Genomic DNA, 19082 nt, shown 5'->3' on the forward strand with positions numbered 1-19082 from the left:
CGGCGGCGACACCGGCCGGTCGACAGTCTCGGCCGGTCGCGGGGCCGGCACCACCGGCAGGCGCGGCTCGCGCGGACCGTTCGGCCCAGGCCGGCGTACGCCATCGAGCAGTGAGATGCCGCGCGACCGCTTGCCGGCGGCGCGGCGCAGCAAGCGCTCGGCAACCTCGGCGGTGATCCGCTCGTTCGGGTCCTTGCGCAGCAGCCCGTTGAGCACGGCCTTGAGCGGACCGGCGTTCTTCGGCGGCGGAATCGGCTCGGTGGCCAACGCGGCCAGGGTGCCGATCGCCGACGGCCGGGCGTACGGCGACTTACCCTCGACCGCCGCGTAGAGCGTCGCGCCCAGCGACCACAGGTCGGCCTCCGGCCCGGCGGTGCCGTCCCGAGCCCGCTCCGGCGAGATGTACGCGGGTGAGCCGAGCACCATGCCGGTGCGGGTCACATTGGGGTCGCCGGGGATCGTGGCGAGACCGAAATCGGTCAGCACCACCCGGCCATCGTCGCCGAGCAACACATTGCCGGGCTTGACGTCGCGGTGCATGACGCCCGCCTTGTGCGCGGCGCTGAGCGCGCCCAGCACGCCCAGGCCGATCTCCACCGTGCGGGCCACCGACACGGGGCCGTCCTCGGCGAGAGTGTCCTGCAACGACCTCGACGCCACGTACTCCATGACGATCCACGGATCGCCGTCGGTGCGCAGCACGTCGAAGATGCGGACCACGTTGGCGTGGTTGAGTCGGGCGATGGCCCGCGCCTCCCGCAGCGAGCGCTCGCGCATCTCGCGGCGCTCCTCATCGGTGAGACCGGGCGGCGGCACCAACTCCTTGATAGCGACGTCCCGGTGCAGCACCTCGTCGCGCGCCTTCCACACCCGGCCCATGCCGCCCTGGCCGAGCGGCGAAAGAAGCCGGTATCGGTCAGCGACGAGTTGGGGAAGCGCGTTCGACATCGGTGAGACGGTACCCGGACCGGCTGACGCTCACACCGCCGGCACGCCACTGTGCGCTTCGCGTAACTTCGCGCCGCGTACCCTGGCGGCATGTCTGCCGAAGAGCCGCTGTTCCGGGTCGTCCGCGGCGTGCCCACCGCCGAGGAGTTGGCCGCTCTGGTGGGGGCGATCCTCGTCCGGACCCGTCCGGCCGCCGCCCCCGCGCCGGCAACCACGTCCGCCTGGGCGCGCAGCGGTCGACCCGGCAGCCCCCGTGGGTGGCGTGCCGCCGGCCTGCCCCGCTGACCCGACCCGCCGTACGGGGGGCTGTCAGGGTCGCGTTGAGCCGTTAACCTCACTCAGGGAAACGGTGCCGTTACGGGTAGGGAGGATCCATGATCCCCGAAGAGGACCGGCCAGCACCCTGGCTACGCGGTTACGGCGGCATCGAAGCCGACATCAGCCAACTCAGAGAATTCGCCGACCGGCTCGCCGCCGAGGTCGAGAGCAACTACGCGCCCCACCTGTCGTACATCGCCGAAGACATGTCCGCGAAGCTGCCCAACCCGTGCGACGCCTTCATCGAGCTGGTCACCTTCCTGCACGCGCACCACGAGACGCAGCAGGCCACCGCCGACATGGTGTACGCCGTCCGAGGCGCCACCGGCCACCTCGCCGCCGCCGCCGACCAGGTCGCCACCCACTACGCCGACAGCGACGCCTTCACCGCCGCCCGAGTGGTGGACGTGCAACGAGCCCTCGCCAACCCGGCCAGCGTCCTCCCCGGCGGCCCCACGCCGACACTGACCGACCCGACCAGCCCCGACGCCGAAGGGCCGGTGGTCCTGCCGTGATCGAACGGGGCACCGGCCGCACCTCCGGCCTCACCGACTGGCACCTCATGGACGTCAACAGCATGTGGGCCTGCCTCCAGGACCACGACACCGCCAACCACTGGAAGCAGGTCGCCGGCTGGCGCAAGGTCTGCGACCTGGCGCAAACCCACCTCGGCCGCCTCCAGCAGTACCGACGCGGCCTCGCCGAGGCGTGGCCCCCCGAAACCAGCGCCGCCTCCCGCACGTACCTCGCCGAACTCGACGAACTCATCGACAAGGTGCAGCGCACCCACGACGCCGCCGCCGCGAACTACACCGCACTCTCCGCCGCAACCCAGGCCATCGGCACCACCCGCGCCGCACTCCGCAAGATCTACGAGGAGTACGCGACCAAGTTCCAGCAGAAGCAGGCGTACGAGTCGATGGCCGCCGACCCGAAAGCGGTGATGGGCAACCGGGTCACCGAGCCACCGGTTGCTGACGGGGAACTCGAACGGCTCAACGTACAGGCCCGATCGATGATGTTCAGCTTGAGCGGCGAACTCCAACAAGCCCAAGCAACCCTCCAAAAACCACCCCCGCCACCTCGTCGACCCGGCCATCAGCCGAATGATCCTGACGTTTATGACACGAGCGCGCAGAGTCCGACCATTCCCCCAGTCGTCGCAGTGCCGATAGCGCCGACAACCCCGCCATCGCAGACTCCGAAAACATCTAATACAGGCCCTACGCCTGCTCTGACTCCCCCGAGCGTAGGGCCCGTACTGGGTGGAGTGGGTGCGGCCTTAACGCCGAGCACGGCAAGCCCAAGTCCAGCCGGACTGGCGAGCCCTCCGCTAACGTCCCCCGGCGCTCCCGTAAGCCCGCCGCCCGGCATCTCAATACGACCCGTCGGCGAGCTGGCCCCCCATGCACCGTCAGGGCAAATTGGCAGGCAGCAGGCTGGGGCCGAAAGCCCTACCCATCGATCGACGCCCCCAATTTCCAATAGAGCCATGCCACCGGGAGGCATCATCGGAGGTCCACCGCCAATCGGTTTGGGCCAGCCCGGGTCAGGATCGAACTCGCCCCGGCGCGTCAACCCGATCGGCGGCGTAATTGGGGGTGGGGGCGCGGGCACAGCACCTAGTGGAGGAGCTGGTTCTCGACCTGGCGCAGGTCGCAGCCTTTCAGCGGCACAGAGCATCCCACCGATCGGTGGTGGCCCCGGCCTGACGAGTCCCGGTTTTATGCAGCCAAACCCTGCGCGCGCCGGCAGACAGACTGATAACAGCCCCCGCTGGGACCCCGACAACCCGTGGGAGACCGAAAAGGGGGTGACTCCGGTCGTCCGGCCACCCGACGACGAAGGACCCATCGATCCAGGCCCGGCTATCGGCTTCGCGCGGTAATGTTACTCATTACCCGAGCCATTCTAGTCACGATTGTCCTGCCAATCGCGGCCCTTGGGACGGCCACGGAGGACCGGCCATTTTCGATACACGGCGCATCCAAGCCGGGCCAAGCCGAGCGCATTCGCGAGGACCAGTGGCACCTTCGCTTCCTGAACGCCTCCCGAGCACAGACGATTAGCCAGGGCGAGGGCATCACTGTCGCGGTTCCGGACACTGGCGTCGATCCCCATCCTGACCTCAGGAAAAATTTACTCGAGGGCACAGACACCGTAGCGGGTGGCTCGGGAAATGGTCAGCAGGACTCGAACAGCCACGGGACAAGCATGGCGGGGTTGATTGCGGCACACGGCAAGGGCACAGGTTCGGGCGCGCTCGGCATTGCACCTAAGGCCAAAATTCTCCCAATAAAGGCGGCCGATGCGGACAATTTCGGCGAAGCCGACGATCTCGCCGCAGCCGTCGAATACGCGATAGCCAACAACGCTCAAGTTATTAGCATCTCAAGCGGAGGCGCATCGACACCGCGACTCGTCCGAGCAATCAAATCCGCCCTCGCAGCAAATATCACAGTTGTGGCATCAGTGGGTAATTCACCCCACAGCCCGACTGCATATCCGGCTAGCGAAGAGGGCGTTATCGCGGTCGGGGGTGTCGATCGCGCTGGACAACACGCTGCCATCTCAGTCACCGGACCCAAGATCGATGTGGTCGCTCCTGCGATTGACATCTACAGCACCAGCTACGGCGGGAAATACTCGAAGGGAACTGGCACGTCGAGCGCGACGGCCATCGTGGCGGGCGCGGCTGCGTTGATCAGGTCCAAGTACCCGTACCTCCCGGCCCGGGAGGTGGCGCACCGGCTCACGGCTACCGCCGTCGACAAAGGCCCTCCTGGACGTGACGACGAGTACGGATACGGAGTGATCGATCTTGTGGCGGCGCTGACGGCAGACGTACCGCCGCTGGGTTTTGAATCGGTGAGCGCTCCGGCCGGTGCTGGGCCGACCACGACGGCTGGCGCTCAGCCGGGTGATGAGAGCGATGGCGCGACCGCGCGCGGCCTGGCCACCCTTGGGGTGATCGTGGCAGTCGGGGTCGGGTGGGCCGTGATAGCGCGGCGACGCCGGCGTGGTGATGATCCGCCGCCCAGAATCAGTCGCTGATCGACCAACGAATCGTTGATCGACTCGGGTTTCTTGATGTCGGGGTGTCCGGGACGGCGGGATACCCCGATATCGCCGACACCCAGCCGATCCTCGCGCTGGACGAGGGCAGTTACGGAGTGATCCACTCGCGTTCCAGGAAACCGCGGTGTCCGGGGCGAGGGGATACCGCGGTTTCCTGAAAGGCGAGTGGATCAAGAGGCCGCCGCCTAGGCCGGGCGAGCAGAGGGGCCCGGGCCGCCTAGGCCGGGCGAGCAGAGGGGCCTGGCCACCTGGGCCGGGCTAGTGGATCACGGTCGCCCGGCCCGCCAGGTCAGACCGGCGGGCCGACCACCGGCGGGCCGGGGCAGCGACGGCTGGGCGGGGTGTCGATGTTGGTGGCGGGCTGGGCGGTAACGTCGGGCTCGTGTCTGAGACCTTGCCGCTTCGCCTCGTGCTCGCTTCGGCGAGCCCTGCCCGTCGTAAGTTGCTCCAGGCTGCCGGCATTGAGCCGGAGGTGCTGGTCAGCGGGGTGGACGAGTCCCTGGTGGTGACCGAGCGGGCCGAGGAGTTGTGTCTGGAGTTGGCTCGTCTGAAGGCACAGGCGGTGTTGACCCGGCTGAACCCGGCCGCCGAGCAGCGGACGTTGGTGATCGGCTGCGACTCGGTGCTCGCCTTCGACGGGGAGATCCTCGGCAAGCCGGCGGATGCGGCCGACGCGACCCGGCGGTGGCTGCGGATGCGGGGGCGCAGCGGCGTTCTGCACAGCGGGCACTGCCTGGTTGACGTTGCCGCGGGGCGGCGTGCGGAGGCGGTCGCGTCGACCACGGTCCACTTCGCTGACATCAGTGACGACGAGATCGCCGCGTACGTGGCCACGGGTGAGCCGCTGGCGGTGGCGGGCGCGTTCACGATCGACGGGCTGGGTGGGCCGTTCGTGGAGCGGATCGAGGGCGACCCGGGGACGGTGGTCGGGCTGTCGATGCCGCTGCTGCGTCGGCTGCTCGCCGAGCTGGATCTGCGGATCACCGACCTGTGGACGACTGTCGCGCCGGGCGGCCAAACGGTCGAGCCGCTCGGTAACGTCCGGTCATGACCACCAAGTCGATCCCGCTCACCAACGAGCTGCACGCCTATCTGGTCGCACACGGCTCCCCGCCGGACGAGATCATCCGTGATCTGGCCGAGGAGACCCGGTCGGTGCTGCCGGAGCACGCCACCATGCAGGTGGCGCCGGAGCAGGCCGCGTTCCTGACGTTCCTCACCCGGCTGCTCGACGTACGGCAGGCCGTCGAGGTCGGCACGTTCACCGGGCTCTCGTCGCTGGCGATCGCCCGCGGGTTGCCCGAGGGTGGGCGGTTGACCTGCTTCGACATCTCCGAGGAGTTCACCGGCATCGCCCGGCGCTACTGGGCGCGGGCCGGCGTGCAGGACCTGATCGACCTGCGCATCGGCCAGGCCGCGGACGGGCTGCGGGAGTTGCCGCACGAGCGGCACCTGGACTTCGCATTCATCGACGCGGACAAGACCGGCTACCCGATCTACTGGGCGGAGCTGGTGCCCCGGATGCGTCCGGGTGGGGTGATCGCCGTCGACAACGTGTTGCGGGGTGGGCGGGTCATCGCCCCGCAGGACGCCGGTGACCGGGCCATCGCCGCGTTCAACGACGAGGTCCTCGCCGACGTACGGGTGGACCCGGTGATGCTGCCGATCGCGGACGGCCTGACCCTCGCCCGGGTCCGCTGACCGCCGACAACCGCTGAGCGCAACAAACGAGCGCCGAACAGGTATATCGGGGTGTCCCCACCAGGGGACACCCCGATATCCCAGCAAGAGCGAAAGCCAGCGTCAGCGGACGCTGCGGGCGAACTGGCGGGCCGCCCAGTAGACACCCAGCGCGGCCAGGACCGCGGTGATGCTGAGGCCCTGCCAGACCTTGTCGCTGCCCAGGTCACCGGCGAACAGTGCCCGGGTGCCGTCGACCGCCCAGGAGAACGGGTTCCAGTTGGCGATGCCCTGCAACCAGCCGGGTGCGAAGGTCAGCGGCAGCAGGATGCCGGAGAGCAGCAGCACCGGCTGCGCCACGGTGTTCATCAGCGGGGCCAGCGCGTCCTCGCTCTTGACCTTGAGGGCGACGCCGTAGGAGACGGCCGAGGTCATGAGGGCGATCAGGGCGAGCATCAGGTACGCCAGCAGCAGGTCCCCGATGAACACCCGCAGGTCGAACAGGAGCGCCAGCAGCGTGATGATGACCGCCTGCACCATGAGCGAGACCACGTCGCGCAGCGAGCGGCCGAGCAGCAGGGCGAGCCGGCTGATCGGGGTGACCCGGGAGCGTTCGATGACGCCGGCTCGCAGCTCGGCGATCAGGCCGAAGCCCTGGAACAGGCCACCGAAGATGGCCAACAGCACCAGCAGGCCCGGTACGAAGATCTTGTAGGCGGCGGCCTGGGTGGGCGCGTTCAGTGCGGGCTTGAGCAGCGGGGCGAAGAGCAGCAGGTACATGACCGGCTGGAACACGCCGACGAAGACCCAGACCGGGTTACGCAGCAGGAGTTGGGTCTGGCGCTGGAAGATCAGCCACGTGTCACGGGCGAATTTCATGAGAGTCGTCTCCGGTGGTCAGGACTCGCGCAGCGAGCGGCCGGTCTTGGTGAGGAAGACGTCGTCCAGGCTGGGTCGGTGCAGCTCGATCGAGCGCAGCTCCAGCCCGGCGTGGTCGAGTCGGCGCAGCACCTGCGGGATGGCGGTGGCGCCCTCGTCGACGTAGAGGCGAAGGCCGCCCTCGTCGACCGTCTCCAGCTTGTTGACGTACGGCTCGCCGTCGAGCGTCTGGGCGGCCTGCGGGGTGGCGGCCAGGTCGAGACCGACCAGCACCACGTCGCCGGAGATCTCCCGCTTGAGCGCGGTCGGCGTGCCCTCTGCCACCACCTCGCCGTTGTCCATGATCGCGATCCGGTCGCAGAGCGCGTCGGCCTCGTCCAGGTAGTGCGTGGTGATGAAGACGGTCATCCCGTCGGCGCGGAGCCGCCGGATCTCGTCCCACATGTGGGCGCGGCTCTGCGGGTCGAGGCCGGTGGTCGGCTCGTCCAGGAAGACGATCTTCGGCTCGTGGATGATGCCGAGGGCGATCTCCACCCGGCGACGCTGGCCGCCGGAGTAGGTCTTGCACTTACGGTCGGCGTACTCGGTGAGCTGGAAGGCGTCCAGGGCGCGGGCGGCGCGCCGCTGTGCGTCGGCCTTGCTGATGCCGTACATCCGGGCGTGCAGCACCAGCTCCTCGCGGGCGGTGGACTCGTCCCAGGTGCTGCCGCCCTGCGGGACGTACCCGATGCGGCGGCGCACCTCGGCCGGGTCCTTGCGCAGGTCGGCGCCCGCGATGGTGGCCTCGCCGCCGTCCGGCTCGATAAGCGTGGCGAGCATCCGCAGCGTGGTGGTCTTGCCGGCGCCGTTCGGGCCGAGGAAGCCGAAGATCTCGCCCTTGGCAACGTCAAGGTCGACGCCCCGCACGGCGTCCACCGTCTTCGTCTCTCGACCCGCGCGGGAGCGGAACGACTTCCGCAGCCCCCTGGTCTCGATCATTTCTGCTCCTGGTCGTTCGGGCCGGTCGGGGCCGGCCGTCGAGTGGGACGACGCCGGACGGCGCACTCCCCCGCTGTGCCGTCAGCAGGCTAACGCGATATAGCGTTTCTAGTCAACGTTGATTATTCCGCGTCGGTGCCGGGCGGCTGCGCGCCGTCCCTCCACCCTGACCAACCCTGCGCTTCGTCCAGCTCAGCGGGCAGGTACGACACTCCGGAATCGATCCGCTCGGCGATCCGCTCGCACCAGCTCATCTCCGCCTCCGCCCGCGCCGACCACAGCTCGAACATCCAGCCCACGTGCGCCGGCTTGCGGTTGCGCACCCAGTCCGACTCCAGCGAGGCGCGCATCGACTCGACGCCGGCGCGCAGCAGGTTGGCCCGGTTACGCAGGGCGGCGGCAGCCTCGGCGCGCGGCATGGCCGGCAGGAAGGAGAAGGCCGCCACGAACGGGTCGGCGGGCTCGCTGATGGTCCACCAGGAGTTGCGCAGCAGCGTCTCGAACTCGTCCTCCCCCTTGACCGTCACCTCGTACGTGGTGCGCGCCGGACGGGCACCCACCTGCTCGGTCGCGACGGCGCGGAGCAGCCCTTCCTCGGTGAGCTTGCGCAGGGCGTGATAGATCGATCCGGGCTGCACGTTCGCCCACTTGTCGGCGCTCCAGCTCAGCAGCTCGCGGCGCACGTCGTAGCCGTGCACGGGCTGCATCCACCGCACCAGACCGAGAATCATCATCCGAGTCGAAGACACCCGATAAGCGTAATAGCCAAGTTTGACTAAACCGTGGTGGGTGCAGTGCGGCATCCCACACTGAGCGATCGTTAGGGCCGCGGTGGGCGGCCGATACACTCCCCGTCAGTAACCTGCCCGGGAGGAGCCACGAAGGTGCGCAAGGTACTCATCGCCAACCGCGGCGAGATCGCCGTCCGGGTGATCCGCGCGTGCCGCGACGCCGGCCTGGGCAGCGTCGCCGTGTACGCGGACTCCGACCGCGACGCCCTGCACGCCACCCTCGCGGACGAGGCGTACGCGCTCGGCGGGGACAGCGCGACCGAGACCTACCTGCGCATCGACAAGCTGCTCGACGTCGCCGCCCGGGCCGGCGCCGACGCCGTACACCCGGGTTATGGCTTCCTCAGTGAGAACGCCGACTTCGCCCAGGCCGTCATCGACGCCGGGCTGACCTGGATCGGCCCCACCCCGCAGGCGATCCGCGACCTGGGCGACAAGGTCACCGCCCGGCACATCGCCCAGCGGGCCGGCGCGCCGCTGGTCCCCGGCACCCCGGACCCGGTGGCCAGCCCCGACGAGGTGATGGCGTTCGCCGTCGACCACGGCCTGCCGGTCGCCATCAAGGCCGCCTTCGGTGGCGGTGGGCGCGGCCTCAAGGTCGCCCGCACGATGGAGGAGATCCCCCAGCTGTTCGAGTCGGCCACCCGGGAGGCGGTCGCGGCGTTCGGTCGGGGCGAGTGCTTCGTCGAGCGGTACCTCGACCAGCCCCGGCACGTCGAGGCGCAGGTCCTCGCCGACCAGCACGGCAACGTGATCGTGGTGGGCACCCGGGACTGCTCGTTGCAGCGACGTCACCAGAAGCTCGTCGAGGAGGCGCCCGCGCCGTTCCTCACCGACGCCCAGCGCGCGCAGATCCACGAGAGCGCCAAGGCGATCTGCCGCGAGGCCGGCTACCACGGCGCCGGCACCGTGGAATACCTGGTCGGCGTGGACGGCACCATCTCCTTCCTGGAGGTCAACACCCGACTCCAGGTCGAACACCCGGTCACCGAGGAGACCGCCGGCATCGACCTGGTCCGCGAGCAGTTCCGGATCGCCGACGGCGAGAAGCTTCGGATCACCGAGGACCCGACGCCGCGCGGGCACGCGATCGAGTTCCGGATCAACGGCGAGGACCCGGGCCGCAACTTCCTGCCCGCCCCGGGCACGGTCACCGCGCTGCGCCTGCCCAGCGGGCCGGGTGTGCGGGTCGACACCGGCATCTCGGCCGGCGACGTGATCGGCGGCAACTTCGACTCACTGCTCGCCAAGGTGATCATCACGGGTGAGACGCGGACCGAGGCGCTGGAGCGCGCCCGCCGCGCGCTGGACGAGATGGTCCTCGACGGGATGGCCACCGCGCTGCCGTTCCACCGGCTCGTCGTGCGGGACGAGGCGTTCACCGCCGAGCCGTTCACCGTGCACACCCGGTGGATCGAGACCGAGTTCCACAACACCGTGCCGCCGTTCACCGCCGCCGCCGGCGCCGCCGAGGCACCGGCCGACCGCGACACCGTCGTGGTCGAGGTGGGTGGCAAGCGCCTCGAGGTCAGCCTCCCCGCCGGCTTCGGCGGGAGTACGACCACCGCGTCCCCCGCCTCCCGCAAGCCGGCCCGGCGCGGCGGCGGTGCCAAGGCGGGCGCCCCGGTCGGCGGCGACGCGCTCACCTCGCCGATGCAGGGCACCATCGTCAAGATCGCGGTGGCGGACGGCGACACCGTGGCCGAGGGTGACCTCGTCGTGGTGTTGGAGGCGATGAAGATGGAGCAGCCGCTGCACGCTCACAAGGCGGGCACGGTCAGCGGGCTCAGAGCCGAGGTCGGTGCCGTACTCACCGCTGGCGCCCCCATCTGCACCATCGCCTGAGCCGCCCGGCGGGCAGTCAGCGCAGGGTCTCGGCGGCGACAGCGCGGACGGCGGCGGTCAGGGCGTTCAGCACGTCCGACTCCAGCCGCCAGTGCTGCCAGTAGAGCGGGACGTCGAGGTGTCGGCCCGGCGCGAGGTCGACACAGTGACCGGCGGCCAGGTCTGCCTGGGCGATCTGTTCCGGCACCATACTCCAGCCCAACCCGAGCCTGATCATTTCGCTAAACGCCGGGATCGACGGTACGTAGTGCACCGGCGGGTCGAGCGGTCGACCGGCCACCGTCCGAATGAACCGGTGTTGCACCCGGTCCTTCCGGTCGAAGACGACAAGCGGGGCGCTCGCCAGCGCGGCGGCGGTGAGCCCTCCGGCGAAGTGGGCCGCCGCGAATTCCGGCGTGGCCAGTGTGCGGTAGCGCATGGACCCAAGCCGCAGCACCCGGCAGCCCTGCACGGCCTCCCGCTGGGCGGTGACCGCCGCCGTCACCGAACCGTCGCGGAGCAGTTCGGCGGTATGGTCCTGGTCGTCCTGTCGCAGGTCGAACGAGAGCCCGGCCCGCTGGGGCAGCCGGGCCAACGCGGCGGGGAACCAGGTGGCAAGTGAGTCCGCGTTGACCACCACGGCGACCCGGATCCGGCCACCGCCGCCAAGCGGGCCACGGGCGTCGGCCAGCGCCTCCCGTTCGAGCAGCGCGAGCTGGCCGGCCAGGCGCAGCAGCGGGCGGCCGGCGTCGGTTGCCACGCACGGGCGGGCCCGGCGGACCAGCACCTGACCGACGGTCTCCTCCAGCGCCTTGATCCGTTGGCTCACCGCGGACGGCGTGACGTGCAGCAGCCGGGCCGCCGCGTCGAAGCTGCCCTCCGCCACCACCGCCGCGAGCGTCCGTAGCTGCGCCGAGTCGAGACCATTCATTAGTTGAGCTTAAGTTGCGTCAGAATCTTTAGTTGGACTGGTGGCGGTCGACGGCCCTAGCGTCGAGCCCGTGTTCACCTCCGCCGTCGCCGGCTTCTCGATCTCCATCGCGCTCATCGTCGCCATCGGCGCCCAGAACGCCTTCGTCCTGCGCCAGGGCCTGCGACGCGAGCACGTCGTACCCGTGGTGCTGACCTGTGCCGCGTCGGACGCGCTGCTGATCATGGCGGGGGTGGCCGGGGTCGGGTCGCTGGTGACCGGCCGACCGGGCCTCCTGACGGCGATCCGCTGGGGCGGCGCGGCCTTCCTGCTCTGCTACGCGGTGCTCGCCGCCCGCCGCGCCGTGCGTCCCGGTGCCCTGCTGCCCACCGATCGGCCACCGGCCACGTTGGGGGCGACCCTGCTGGCCTGCGCCGCCTTCACCTACCTGAACCCCCACGTCTACCTGGACACCGTGCTGCTCCTCGGCGGCGTGGCCCAACAACACCCACACCGGTGGGTCTTCGGCGCCGGTGCCGTCCTGGCCAGCGTGGTCTGGTTCACCGCACTCGGCGTCGGCGCCCAGCGCCTCGCGCCGCTGCTCGCCCGCGCCGTCGCCTGGCGGGTGCTGGACGCGGTCATCGCCGTCGTGATGGCCGGGCTCGCCGTGGCGCTCCTGCTGGGCTGACCGGTTCGTACCCGGTCGGGCTCGCCGTGCCACTCCTGGTCGGCTGCCCGGTTCGCGGGCATCGACGACGCCATCGGGACCGGGAGCAACGGCGGTGCGAGTGTTTTCCACGACCACCAGCGGTGGAACTGACCGCGAGCGGGAATGATTGCCGGGTGCGGTTCCTTCACGGCGCGGCTCCCGCGCACGACCTGACCTATACCGACGTCTTCATGGCGCCGGCCCGCTCCGATCTGGGTTCCCGGCTCGACGTCGACCTCTCCACCGGCGACGGCACCGGCACCACCATCCCGTTGGTGGTGTCGAACATGACCGCGGTCGCCGGACGGCGGATGGCGGAGACGGTCGCCCGCCGAGGTGCCATCGCGGTGATCCCGCAGGACATACCGATCGAGGTGGTGGCGAACGTCGTCGCCTGGGTCAAGCAGCGCCACCTGGTCTACGACACGCCGATCACGCTGGGCCCGACCGAGACCGTGGGCGACGCCATCCACCTGCTGCCCAAGCGCTCGCACGGTGCGGTGATCGTGGTCGACGACGCCGGCCGGCCGATGGGTGTGGTCACCGAGGCGGACACCACGGGCGTGGACCGGTTCGCCCAGCTGCGGCACGTGATGTCCACCGAGCTGCACACCGTCCCGGCGGACGCGGACCCGCGTACCGGGTTCGACCTGCTCTCGGCGGGCCGTCGCCGACTCGCCCCGGTGGTGGACGCCGAGGGCCGGCTGGTCGGGGTGCTGACCCGGCAGGGCGCGTTGCGCGCCACCCTCTACACCCCGGCCGTGGACGACCGGGGTCGGCTTCGGATCGCGGCGGCCGTCGGGATCAACGGTGACGTGACCGGCAAGGCGGCGGCGCTGCTGGAGGCAGGGGTGGACACGTTGGTCGTGGACACCGCGCACGGCCACCAGGCACGGATGATCTCCGCACTCCAGGCGGTCCGCAAGCTGGACCCGGGGGTGCCGGTGGCGGCCGGCAACGTGGTCACCGCCGAGGGCGTACGCGACCTGGTGGAGGCGGGGGCGGACATCATCAAGGTCGGCGTCGGCCCCGGCGCGATGTGCACCACCCGGATGATGACCGGCGTGGGTCGACCGCAGTTCTCCGCCGTGCTCGACTGCGCGGACGCCGCCCGCCAACTGGGCCGGCACGTGTGGGCCGACGGCGGGGTGCGGCACCCCCGGGACGTGGCGCTCGCGCTCGCCGCCGGCGCGTCGAACGTGATGATCGGCTCCTGGTTCGCCGGCACCTACGAGTCCCCGGGTGACCTGTACACCGACGCGGACGGCCGGCGGTACAAGGAGAGCTTCGGGATGGCCTCGGCTCGGGCGGTCAGCGCCCGAACCGCCGACGACAGCCCGTACGACCGGGCCCGCAAGGCAGTGTTCGAGGAGGGCATCTCCTCGGCCCGGATGCACCTGGACCCGGCCCGCCCCGGCGTCGAGGACCTGATCGACGAGATCATCGCGGGGGTCCGCAGCGCCTTCACCTACGCCGGCGCACGGAACCTGACCCAGTTCCACGAGCGGGCCATCGTCGGCGTGCAGAGCGCCGCCGGCTTCACCGAAGGAATGCCCCTCCCCACCAGCTGGTGATCCCAGCCCCGCGCGCCCCGGCGCGTCGATCATGGAGTTGTGGTGCCTCCCAAAAGGGGCAGCGATGGGCGAACCGCCCACCACCACTCCATGATCGACGCCGGGGGACGGGGGCGGGATAAGGCGGGGCGGGGTTAGGTCGCCAGTCGGCTCAGGACGGCGCGGGCTGCCTCTCGGGGGTTGTCGCCCACGCGGTCGGGCAGGGCGCCGGCCAGCCAGAGGGTGGCGAAGCCGTGCGCGATCGACCAGGCCGCGAGCGCGTCCCGGTCGGTGTCGGCGGGCGCGCCGCCGGTGGGTAGCGCCGCCACCCCGGAGCGGAGGGCGGCACCCGCCCGGCCCCGGGCGGCGACCAGCTCGGCGTCGTCGGCCCGGTGGAGCTCCGGCCGGAACATCACCTCGAAGTACGCGCGGCGCGTGACGGCGAAGTCGACGTACGCGACACCGGCCTCCAGCAGGTCGTCGTCCGCCTCGGTCAACGTCCGGGCCAGCAGGTCGAAGCCCTGCGCGGCGAGCGCGGTGAGCAGGCCCGCCTTGTCGCCGAAGTGGTGTGCGGGCGCGGCGTGCGAGACACCGGCCCGACGGGCCAGGTCGCGCAGGCTCAGCGCGGCGGGCCCGACCTCCTCGATGGCCTCCAGCGCCGCGGCGAGCAGGGCGCGGCGCAGGTCGCCGTGGTGGTAGGCGCGCGAGTCGGTCATCCCCGAATCCTATCTTGCCATTGACAAGATGCGCCGCTGGCGGGCAATCTTGCCACTGACAAGTTTCACGAGGAGGATTCCGATGGCACCCCTGATCGCCCTGATCGTCGGCACGGCGCTGGCCCGACTCACCGGCCTGGCCGGCGTCTCCGCACTGGACGGCTGGATTCCCGCGCTGCGCGTCGGGCTGGCCGTGATGTTCACGCTGACCGCCGTCGCGCACTTCGCCGGTCAGCGCCGCGCCGACCTGATCGCGATGGTCCCGCCCCGACTGCCCCGGCCGGACCTGCTGGTCACCGTCACCGGCGCGCTGGAGCTGGTCGGCGCGGTCGGCCTTCTGGTACCGGCGACCGCCCGGGTGGCGGCGGCCGGGCTCGGCCTGCTCATGCTCGCCATGTTCCCGGCCAATGTCTCGGCCGCCCGTCGCGAACTGACCCTCGCCGGCCGCCCGGTCACCCCGCTCGGGCAGCGCACCGCCCTGCAGATCGTGTTTGTGGCCGCCGCCACGGCAATTTCGTTTGGTGCCTGACTATCAGGGGGCTAACCTACCTGTCGTGGAACTCGTGACCCTCCAGGACGTGCCGCTGGGCCGACTCCTGGTGGTGGCCGGGCACCTGGTCGGGCAGCGGTGGAACCGCTACCTCGCCGAGGAGCACGGCCTCACCCAGGCCGGCATGATCACCCTGATGACGCTCGCCCGACACGGCGAGCTGCCCCACCGGGCGGTCGCCGAGAAGGGGTTCGTCCGCCCGGCGACCCTCACCGGCATCGTCGACACGCTTGAGCGCGACGGTCTGGTCGAGCGGCAGCGCGACGACAACGACCGACGCAGCATCCGACTCGCCATCACCCCCGCCGGGCGGGAACGGGTGGCCGCGCTCGGCGCGCTCATGCACTCCGGACGGCCCCTCACCTCGGTCGACGCCGACCCGGCGAAGGCCGAGGTGATCCGGGAGTTCCTGCTTGAGGTCATCGGCAGCGGAGACGACCCGCGGATGACCGGACGCCCTACCGAAACGAAGGACCCGGCGTGCTGATTCGACTCCTGCGCGGCCAACTGCGCACCTATCAGAGACCGTTGCTGGCGGTCGTGCTGCTCCAGTTCGTGGGCACCATGGCCTCGCTCTACCTGCCCAGCCTCAACGCGGACATCATCGACCAGGGCGTGGCCCGGGGCGACACCGACTACATCGTGCGCACCGGCGGCTGGATGCTGCTGGTCAGCCTGATCCAGATCGTCTGTTCGATCGCCGCCGTCTACCTGGGCGCCCGGGTCGCGATGGGCTTCGGTCGCGACGTACGCGCCGGGCTGTTCGGGCACGTCAACCGCTTCTCCGCCCGCGAGGTGGCCCGGTTCGGGGCGCCGTCGCTGATCACCCGCAACACCAACGACGTGCAGCAGGTGCAGATGCTCGTGTTGATGAGCTGCACGATGCTGGTCGCCGCACCGATCATGAGCGTCGGCGGCGTGTTCATGGCGCTGCGCGAGGACGTCGGGCTCTCCTGGCTGATGCTGGTCAGCGTGCCGGTGCTGGCCATCGCCCTCGGCGCGATCATCCGTCGGATGGTGCCGGGCTTCCGGCTGATGCAGACCCGCATCGACACGGTCAACCGGGTGCTGCGGGAGCAGATCACCGGCATCCGGGTGGTCCGCGCATTCGTCCGGGAGCCGTACGAGACGGACCGCTTCGGCGTCGCCAACGCCGACCTGACCGCCACCGCCCTGCGTACCGGTCGGTTGCTGGCGTTGATCTTCCCGGTGGTCATGCTGGTGCTGAACGTCTCCAGCGTGGCGGTGCTCTGGTTCGGCGCGCAGCGGGTGGACGCCGGCGCGATCCAGGTCGGCGCGCTCACCGCGTTCCTGCAGTACCTGATGCAGATCCTGATGGCGGTCATGATGGCCACCTTCATGCTGATGATGGTGCCGCGCGCGGCGGTCTGCGCCGAGCGGATCGTCGAGGTGCTGGACACCGACTCCTCGGTGGTCCCGGCCGCCGCGCCGGTCGCCGAGCTGCCCACCCGAGCCGAGCTGGAGCTGCGCGGGGTGCGCTTCCAGTACCCGGGAGCGGTGGAGCCGGTGCTGCGCGACATCTCCTTCCGGGCGACCCCGGGCACCACCACGGCGATCATCGGCAGCACCGGCGCGGGCAAGACGACGCTGCTGTCCCTGATCCCCCGCCTGGTCGACGTCACCGCCGGCGCGGTGCTTGTCGACGGGGTGGACGTGCGGGAGTTGGCGCCGGACGAGCTGTGGCGACGCATCGGCCTGGTACCGCAGCGGCCGTACCTGTTCACCGGGACGGTCGCCAGCAACCTGCGCTACGGCAACCCGGACGCCACCGACGAGGAGCTGTGGACGGCGTTGGAGATCGCCCAGGCCCGGGACTTCGTGGCCCAGATGCCCGGCGGGCTGGACGCCCCGATCGCGCAGGGCGGCACCACCGTCTCCGGTGGGCAGCGGCAGCGCCTGGCCATCGCCCGGGCCCTGGTCCGACAGCCGGAGATCTACCTCTTCGACGACTCGTTCTCCGCGCTCGACCTGGGCACCGACGCGCGGCTGCGAGCGGCACTGCGGCCGGTCACGGCGCAGTCGGCGGTGGTGATCGTGGCCCAGCGGGTCTCCACGATCATCGACGCCGATCAGATCATCGTCCTGGAAAACGGAGGGGTCGTCGGAGTGGGACGACATGCGGAACTGTTGGACACCTGCCCGACGTACGCGGAGATCGTGGCCTCGCAGCAGACCACGGAGGTGGCGGCATGAGCGAGCATGACGAGCCGCGCACCGCGGCCGTACCCAGTCAGAAGCCGGCCGGCGACGGACGGACGCCGGATGAGACCGCGCAGCAACCCGGCGGGGAAACCGCGCCGGAGACCGGCGGCGACGCGGCGACGCCGAAGCGGCTGCCACCCGGACGCCAGGGCGGCGGCCCGCCGTGGATGGGCGCCGGGATGCCCGCCGAGAAGTCGATGAACTTCGGACCGTCGGCCCGACGGTTGCTCGGCCGGCTGCGCTCGCACCGACTGCACCTGGCCGCGATCATCACCCTCGCGGTGGTGAGCGTCGGGTTCAGCGTGGCCGGGCCGAAGATCCTCGGCCACGCCACGGACCTGATCTTCAGCGGGGTGATCGGCCGGCAACTGCCCGCCGGCACCACCGCCGAGCAGGCCGTCGCGGCGGCCCGGGCCAGCGGTAACGACAGCTTCGCCGACATGCTGGCCCGGATGGACGTGGTCCCCGGGGTGGGCATCGACTTCAGCGCTCTGAGTCGGGTGCTGCTGCTGGCGCTCGGGCTCTACCTGGCGGCGAGCCTGCTGTCCTGGTGGCAGGGCTGGCTGCTCAACGGCGTGGTCCAGCGCACCGTGCTGCGGCTGCGCGCCGAGGTGGAGGAGAAGCTCAACCGGCTGCCGCTGCCCTACTTCGACCGGCAGCCGCGCGGTGAGTTGCTCAGCCGGGTCACCAACGACATCGACAACATCTCCACCAGCCTCCAGCAGACCCTCAGCCAGCTGCTCACCTCACTGCTGACAGTCGTCGGCGTGCTGGCCGTGATGTTCTGGATCTCGCCGGTGCTGGCCCTGGTGGCGCTGGTCGCGGTGCCGCTGTCGGTGCTTGTCACCCAGCGCATCGCCAAGCGTTCGCAGAAGCAGTTCATCGCCCAGTGGACGCACACCGGGGAGTTGAACGGCCAGATCGAGGAGGCGTACACCGGTCACGAGCTGGTGAAGGTCTTCGGCCGGCAGCGTGAGGTCGAGGCCGCCTTCCACGCGAAGAACGAGGAGTTGTTCCGGGCCAGCTTCGGGGCGCAGTTCATCTCCGGGATCATCATGCCGTCGATGATGTTCATCGGAAACCTCAGCTACGTGGCGATCGCCGTGGTCGGCGGGCTGCGGGTCGCCTCCGGCACGATGAGCCTCGGCGACGTGCAGGCGTTCATCCAGTACTCCCGCCAGTTCACGCAGCCGCTCACCCAACTCGCCTCGATGGCCAACCTGCTCCAGTCCGGGGTGGCGTCGGCCGAGCGGGTCTTCGCCGTGCTCGACGCGGACGAGCAGACCCCCGACCCGGTCGCGCCGGCCAAGGTCACCGACCCGCACGGTCGGGTCGAGTTCGAGCACGTCTCGTTCCGCTACGAGCCGGACAAGCCGCTGATCGACGACCTGTCGCTGGTCGCCGAGCCGGGGCACACCGTGGCCATCGTCGGCCCGACCGGGGCCGGCAAGACCACACTGGTCAACCTGGTGATGCGGTTCTACGAACTGGACGCCGGCCGGATCACGCTCGACGGGGTGGACATCACCACGATGCGCCGCGACGACCTGCGCGGCCGGATCGGCATGGTGCTCCAGGACACCTGGCTGTTCGGCGGCACCATCCGGGACAACATCGCCTACGGGCGGCCGGACGCGACCGAGGAGGAGATCCTCGCCGCGGCCCAGGCCACCTTCGTGGACCGGTTCGTGCGCAGCCTGCCCGACGGCTACGACACGGTCATCGACGAGGATGGCAGCAACGTCAGCGCCGGCGAGAAGCAGCTCATCACCATCGCGCGCGCGTTCCTCGCCGAGCCGTCGCTGCTGATCCTGGACGAGGCCACCAGCTCGGTGGACACCCGCACCGAGGTGCTGCTGCAACGGGCGATGGCCGCGCTGCGCTCGGACCGGACCAGCTTCGTCATCGCGCACCGGCTCTCCACC

The 19082-nt window shown here is 70.5% G+C and carries 18 protein-coding genes; 12 read left to right on the plus strand and 6 right to left on the minus strand.

The window, feature by feature from the left end; genetic code table 11:
- The coding region (locus PSH25_RS02400; RefSeq protein WP_238657384.1) for a serine/threonine-protein kinase at positions 1–948 on the minus strand (948 nt) is incomplete at its 3' end.
- A gap of 90 nt (positions 949–1038) precedes the next feature.
- Here PSH25_RS02400 and PSH25_RS02405 point away from each other — a divergent pair.
- From PSH25_RS02405 to PSH25_RS02430, 5 genes are all read left to right on the plus strand, one after another.
- Positions 1039–1233, plus strand: a complete 195-nt coding sequence (locus PSH25_RS02405; RefSeq protein ID WP_238657385.1) for an acyl-CoA carboxylase subunit epsilon — start codon at positions 1039–1041, stop codon at positions 1231–1233.
- Between the two features lie 89 nt (positions 1234–1322).
- A complete protein-coding gene (locus tag PSH25_RS02410) occupies positions 1323–1781 on the plus strand; it encodes a hypothetical protein (RefSeq protein WP_112581897.1) in 459 nt (152 codons plus the stop codon).
- A gap of 1372 nt (positions 1782–3153) precedes the next feature.
- On the plus strand, positions 3154–4320 hold the full coding sequence (locus PSH25_RS02420; protein ID WP_238657386.1) for a S8 family serine peptidase: 1167 nt from the start codon (positions 3154–3156) through the stop codon (positions 4318–4320).
- A gap of 406 nt (positions 4321–4726) precedes the next feature.
- On the plus strand, positions 4727–5395 hold the full coding sequence (locus tag PSH25_RS02425) for a Maf family protein (RefSeq protein WP_238657387.1): 669 nt from the start codon (positions 4727–4729) through the stop codon (positions 5393–5395).
- Complete coding sequence (locus PSH25_RS02430; RefSeq protein ID WP_238657388.1) at positions 5392–6045, plus strand: O-methyltransferase; 654 nt, start codon at positions 5392–5394, stop codon at positions 6043–6045. Before PSH25_RS02425 ends, PSH25_RS02430 begins: the two co-directional genes overlap by 4 nt.
- Before the next feature lie 102 nt (positions 6046–6147).
- Here PSH25_RS02430 and PSH25_RS02435 read toward each other — a convergent pair whose 3' ends face one another.
- The 3 genes from PSH25_RS02435 to PSH25_RS02445 all read right to left on the minus strand — a co-directional run bounded on the left by PSH25_RS02435 (position 6148) and on the right by PSH25_RS02445 (position 8615).
- Positions 6148–6903 carry an ABC transporter permease gene (locus tag PSH25_RS02435; protein ID WP_238657389.1) on the minus strand — a complete coding sequence of 252 codons (756 nt, stop codon included), beginning with the start codon at positions 6901–6903 and terminating at the stop codon, positions 6148–6150.
- Positions 6904–6921: 18 nt separating this feature from the next.
- Positions 6922–7881 carry an ATP-binding cassette domain-containing protein gene (locus PSH25_RS02440; RefSeq protein WP_238657390.1) on the minus strand — a complete coding sequence of 320 codons (960 nt, stop codon included), beginning with the start codon at positions 7879–7881 and terminating at the stop codon, positions 6922–6924.
- Between the two features lie 122 nt (positions 7882–8003).
- Positions 8004–8615, minus strand: coding sequence for a PadR family transcriptional regulator (locus PSH25_RS02445; RefSeq protein ID WP_238657400.1), 612 nt, complete (start codon positions 8613–8615; stop codon positions 8004–8006).
- 150 nt (positions 8616–8765) lie between these two features.
- On the opposite strand from PSH25_RS02445, the gene PSH25_RS02450 reads away from it, so the two are divergent.
- Positions 8766–10517 (plus strand): acetyl/propionyl/methylcrotonyl-CoA carboxylase subunit alpha, encoded by a 1752-nt coding sequence (locus tag PSH25_RS02450; protein WP_238657391.1) that lies wholly within the window; start codon positions 8766–8768, stop codon positions 10515–10517.
- 16 nt (positions 10518–10533) lie between these two features.
- Here the strand turns inward: PSH25_RS02450 and PSH25_RS02455 are convergent, their stop codons facing one another.
- A complete protein-coding gene (locus tag PSH25_RS02455) occupies positions 10534–11427 on the minus strand; it encodes a LysR family transcriptional regulator ArgP (RefSeq protein ID WP_238657392.1) in 894 nt (297 codons plus the stop codon).
- Between the two features lie 70 nt (positions 11428–11497).
- Between PSH25_RS02455 and PSH25_RS02460 the strand changes: the two genes are divergently transcribed.
- Complete coding sequence (locus PSH25_RS02460; protein ID WP_238657393.1) at positions 11498–12094, plus strand: LysE/ArgO family amino acid transporter; 597 nt, start codon at positions 11498–11500, stop codon at positions 12092–12094.
- A 155-nt stretch (positions 12095–12249) separates the two neighbouring features.
- Positions 12250–13689, plus strand: coding sequence for a GuaB1 family IMP dehydrogenase-related protein (locus PSH25_RS02465; protein ID WP_238657394.1), 1440 nt, complete (start codon positions 12250–12252; stop codon positions 13687–13689).
- 134 nt (positions 13690–13823) lie between these two features.
- On the opposite strand, the gene PSH25_RS02470 is transcribed toward PSH25_RS02465, so the two are convergent.
- Positions 13824–14384 carry a TetR/AcrR family transcriptional regulator gene (locus PSH25_RS02470; protein ID WP_238657395.1) on the minus strand — a complete coding sequence of 187 codons (561 nt, stop codon included), beginning with the start codon at positions 14382–14384 and terminating at the stop codon, positions 13824–13826.
- A gap of 82 nt (positions 14385–14466) precedes the next feature.
- Between PSH25_RS02470 and PSH25_RS02475 the strand changes: the two genes are divergently transcribed.
- The 4 genes from PSH25_RS02475 to PSH25_RS02490 all read left to right on the plus strand — a co-directional run.
- On the plus strand, positions 14467–14913 hold the full coding sequence (locus tag PSH25_RS02475) for a DoxX family protein (RefSeq protein WP_238657396.1): 447 nt from the start codon (positions 14467–14469) through the stop codon (positions 14911–14913).
- Positions 14914–14938: 25 nt separating this feature from the next.
- Positions 14939–15421 carry a MarR family winged helix-turn-helix transcriptional regulator gene (locus PSH25_RS02480; RefSeq protein WP_238657397.1) on the plus strand — a complete coding sequence of 161 codons (483 nt, stop codon included), beginning with the start codon at positions 14939–14941 and terminating at the stop codon, positions 15419–15421.
- Entirely contained in the window at positions 15415–17148 is a 1734-nt protein-coding gene (locus PSH25_RS02485) for an ABC transporter ATP-binding protein (protein ID WP_238657398.1), read from the plus strand. The genes PSH25_RS02480 and PSH25_RS02485 overlap by 7 nt, the downstream gene beginning before the upstream one ends.
- 176 nt (positions 17149–17324) lie before the next feature.
- A partial coding sequence (locus PSH25_RS02490) for an ABC transporter ATP-binding protein (RefSeq protein WP_238657401.1) occupies positions 17325–19082 on the plus strand: 1758 nt, incomplete at its 3' end.

The sequence above is a fragment of the Micromonospora foliorum genome (assembly GCF_022229015.1).
In the GTDB taxonomy this organism is placed as follows: Bacteria; Actinomycetota; Actinomycetes; order Mycobacteriales; family Micromonosporaceae; genus Micromonospora; species Micromonospora foliorum.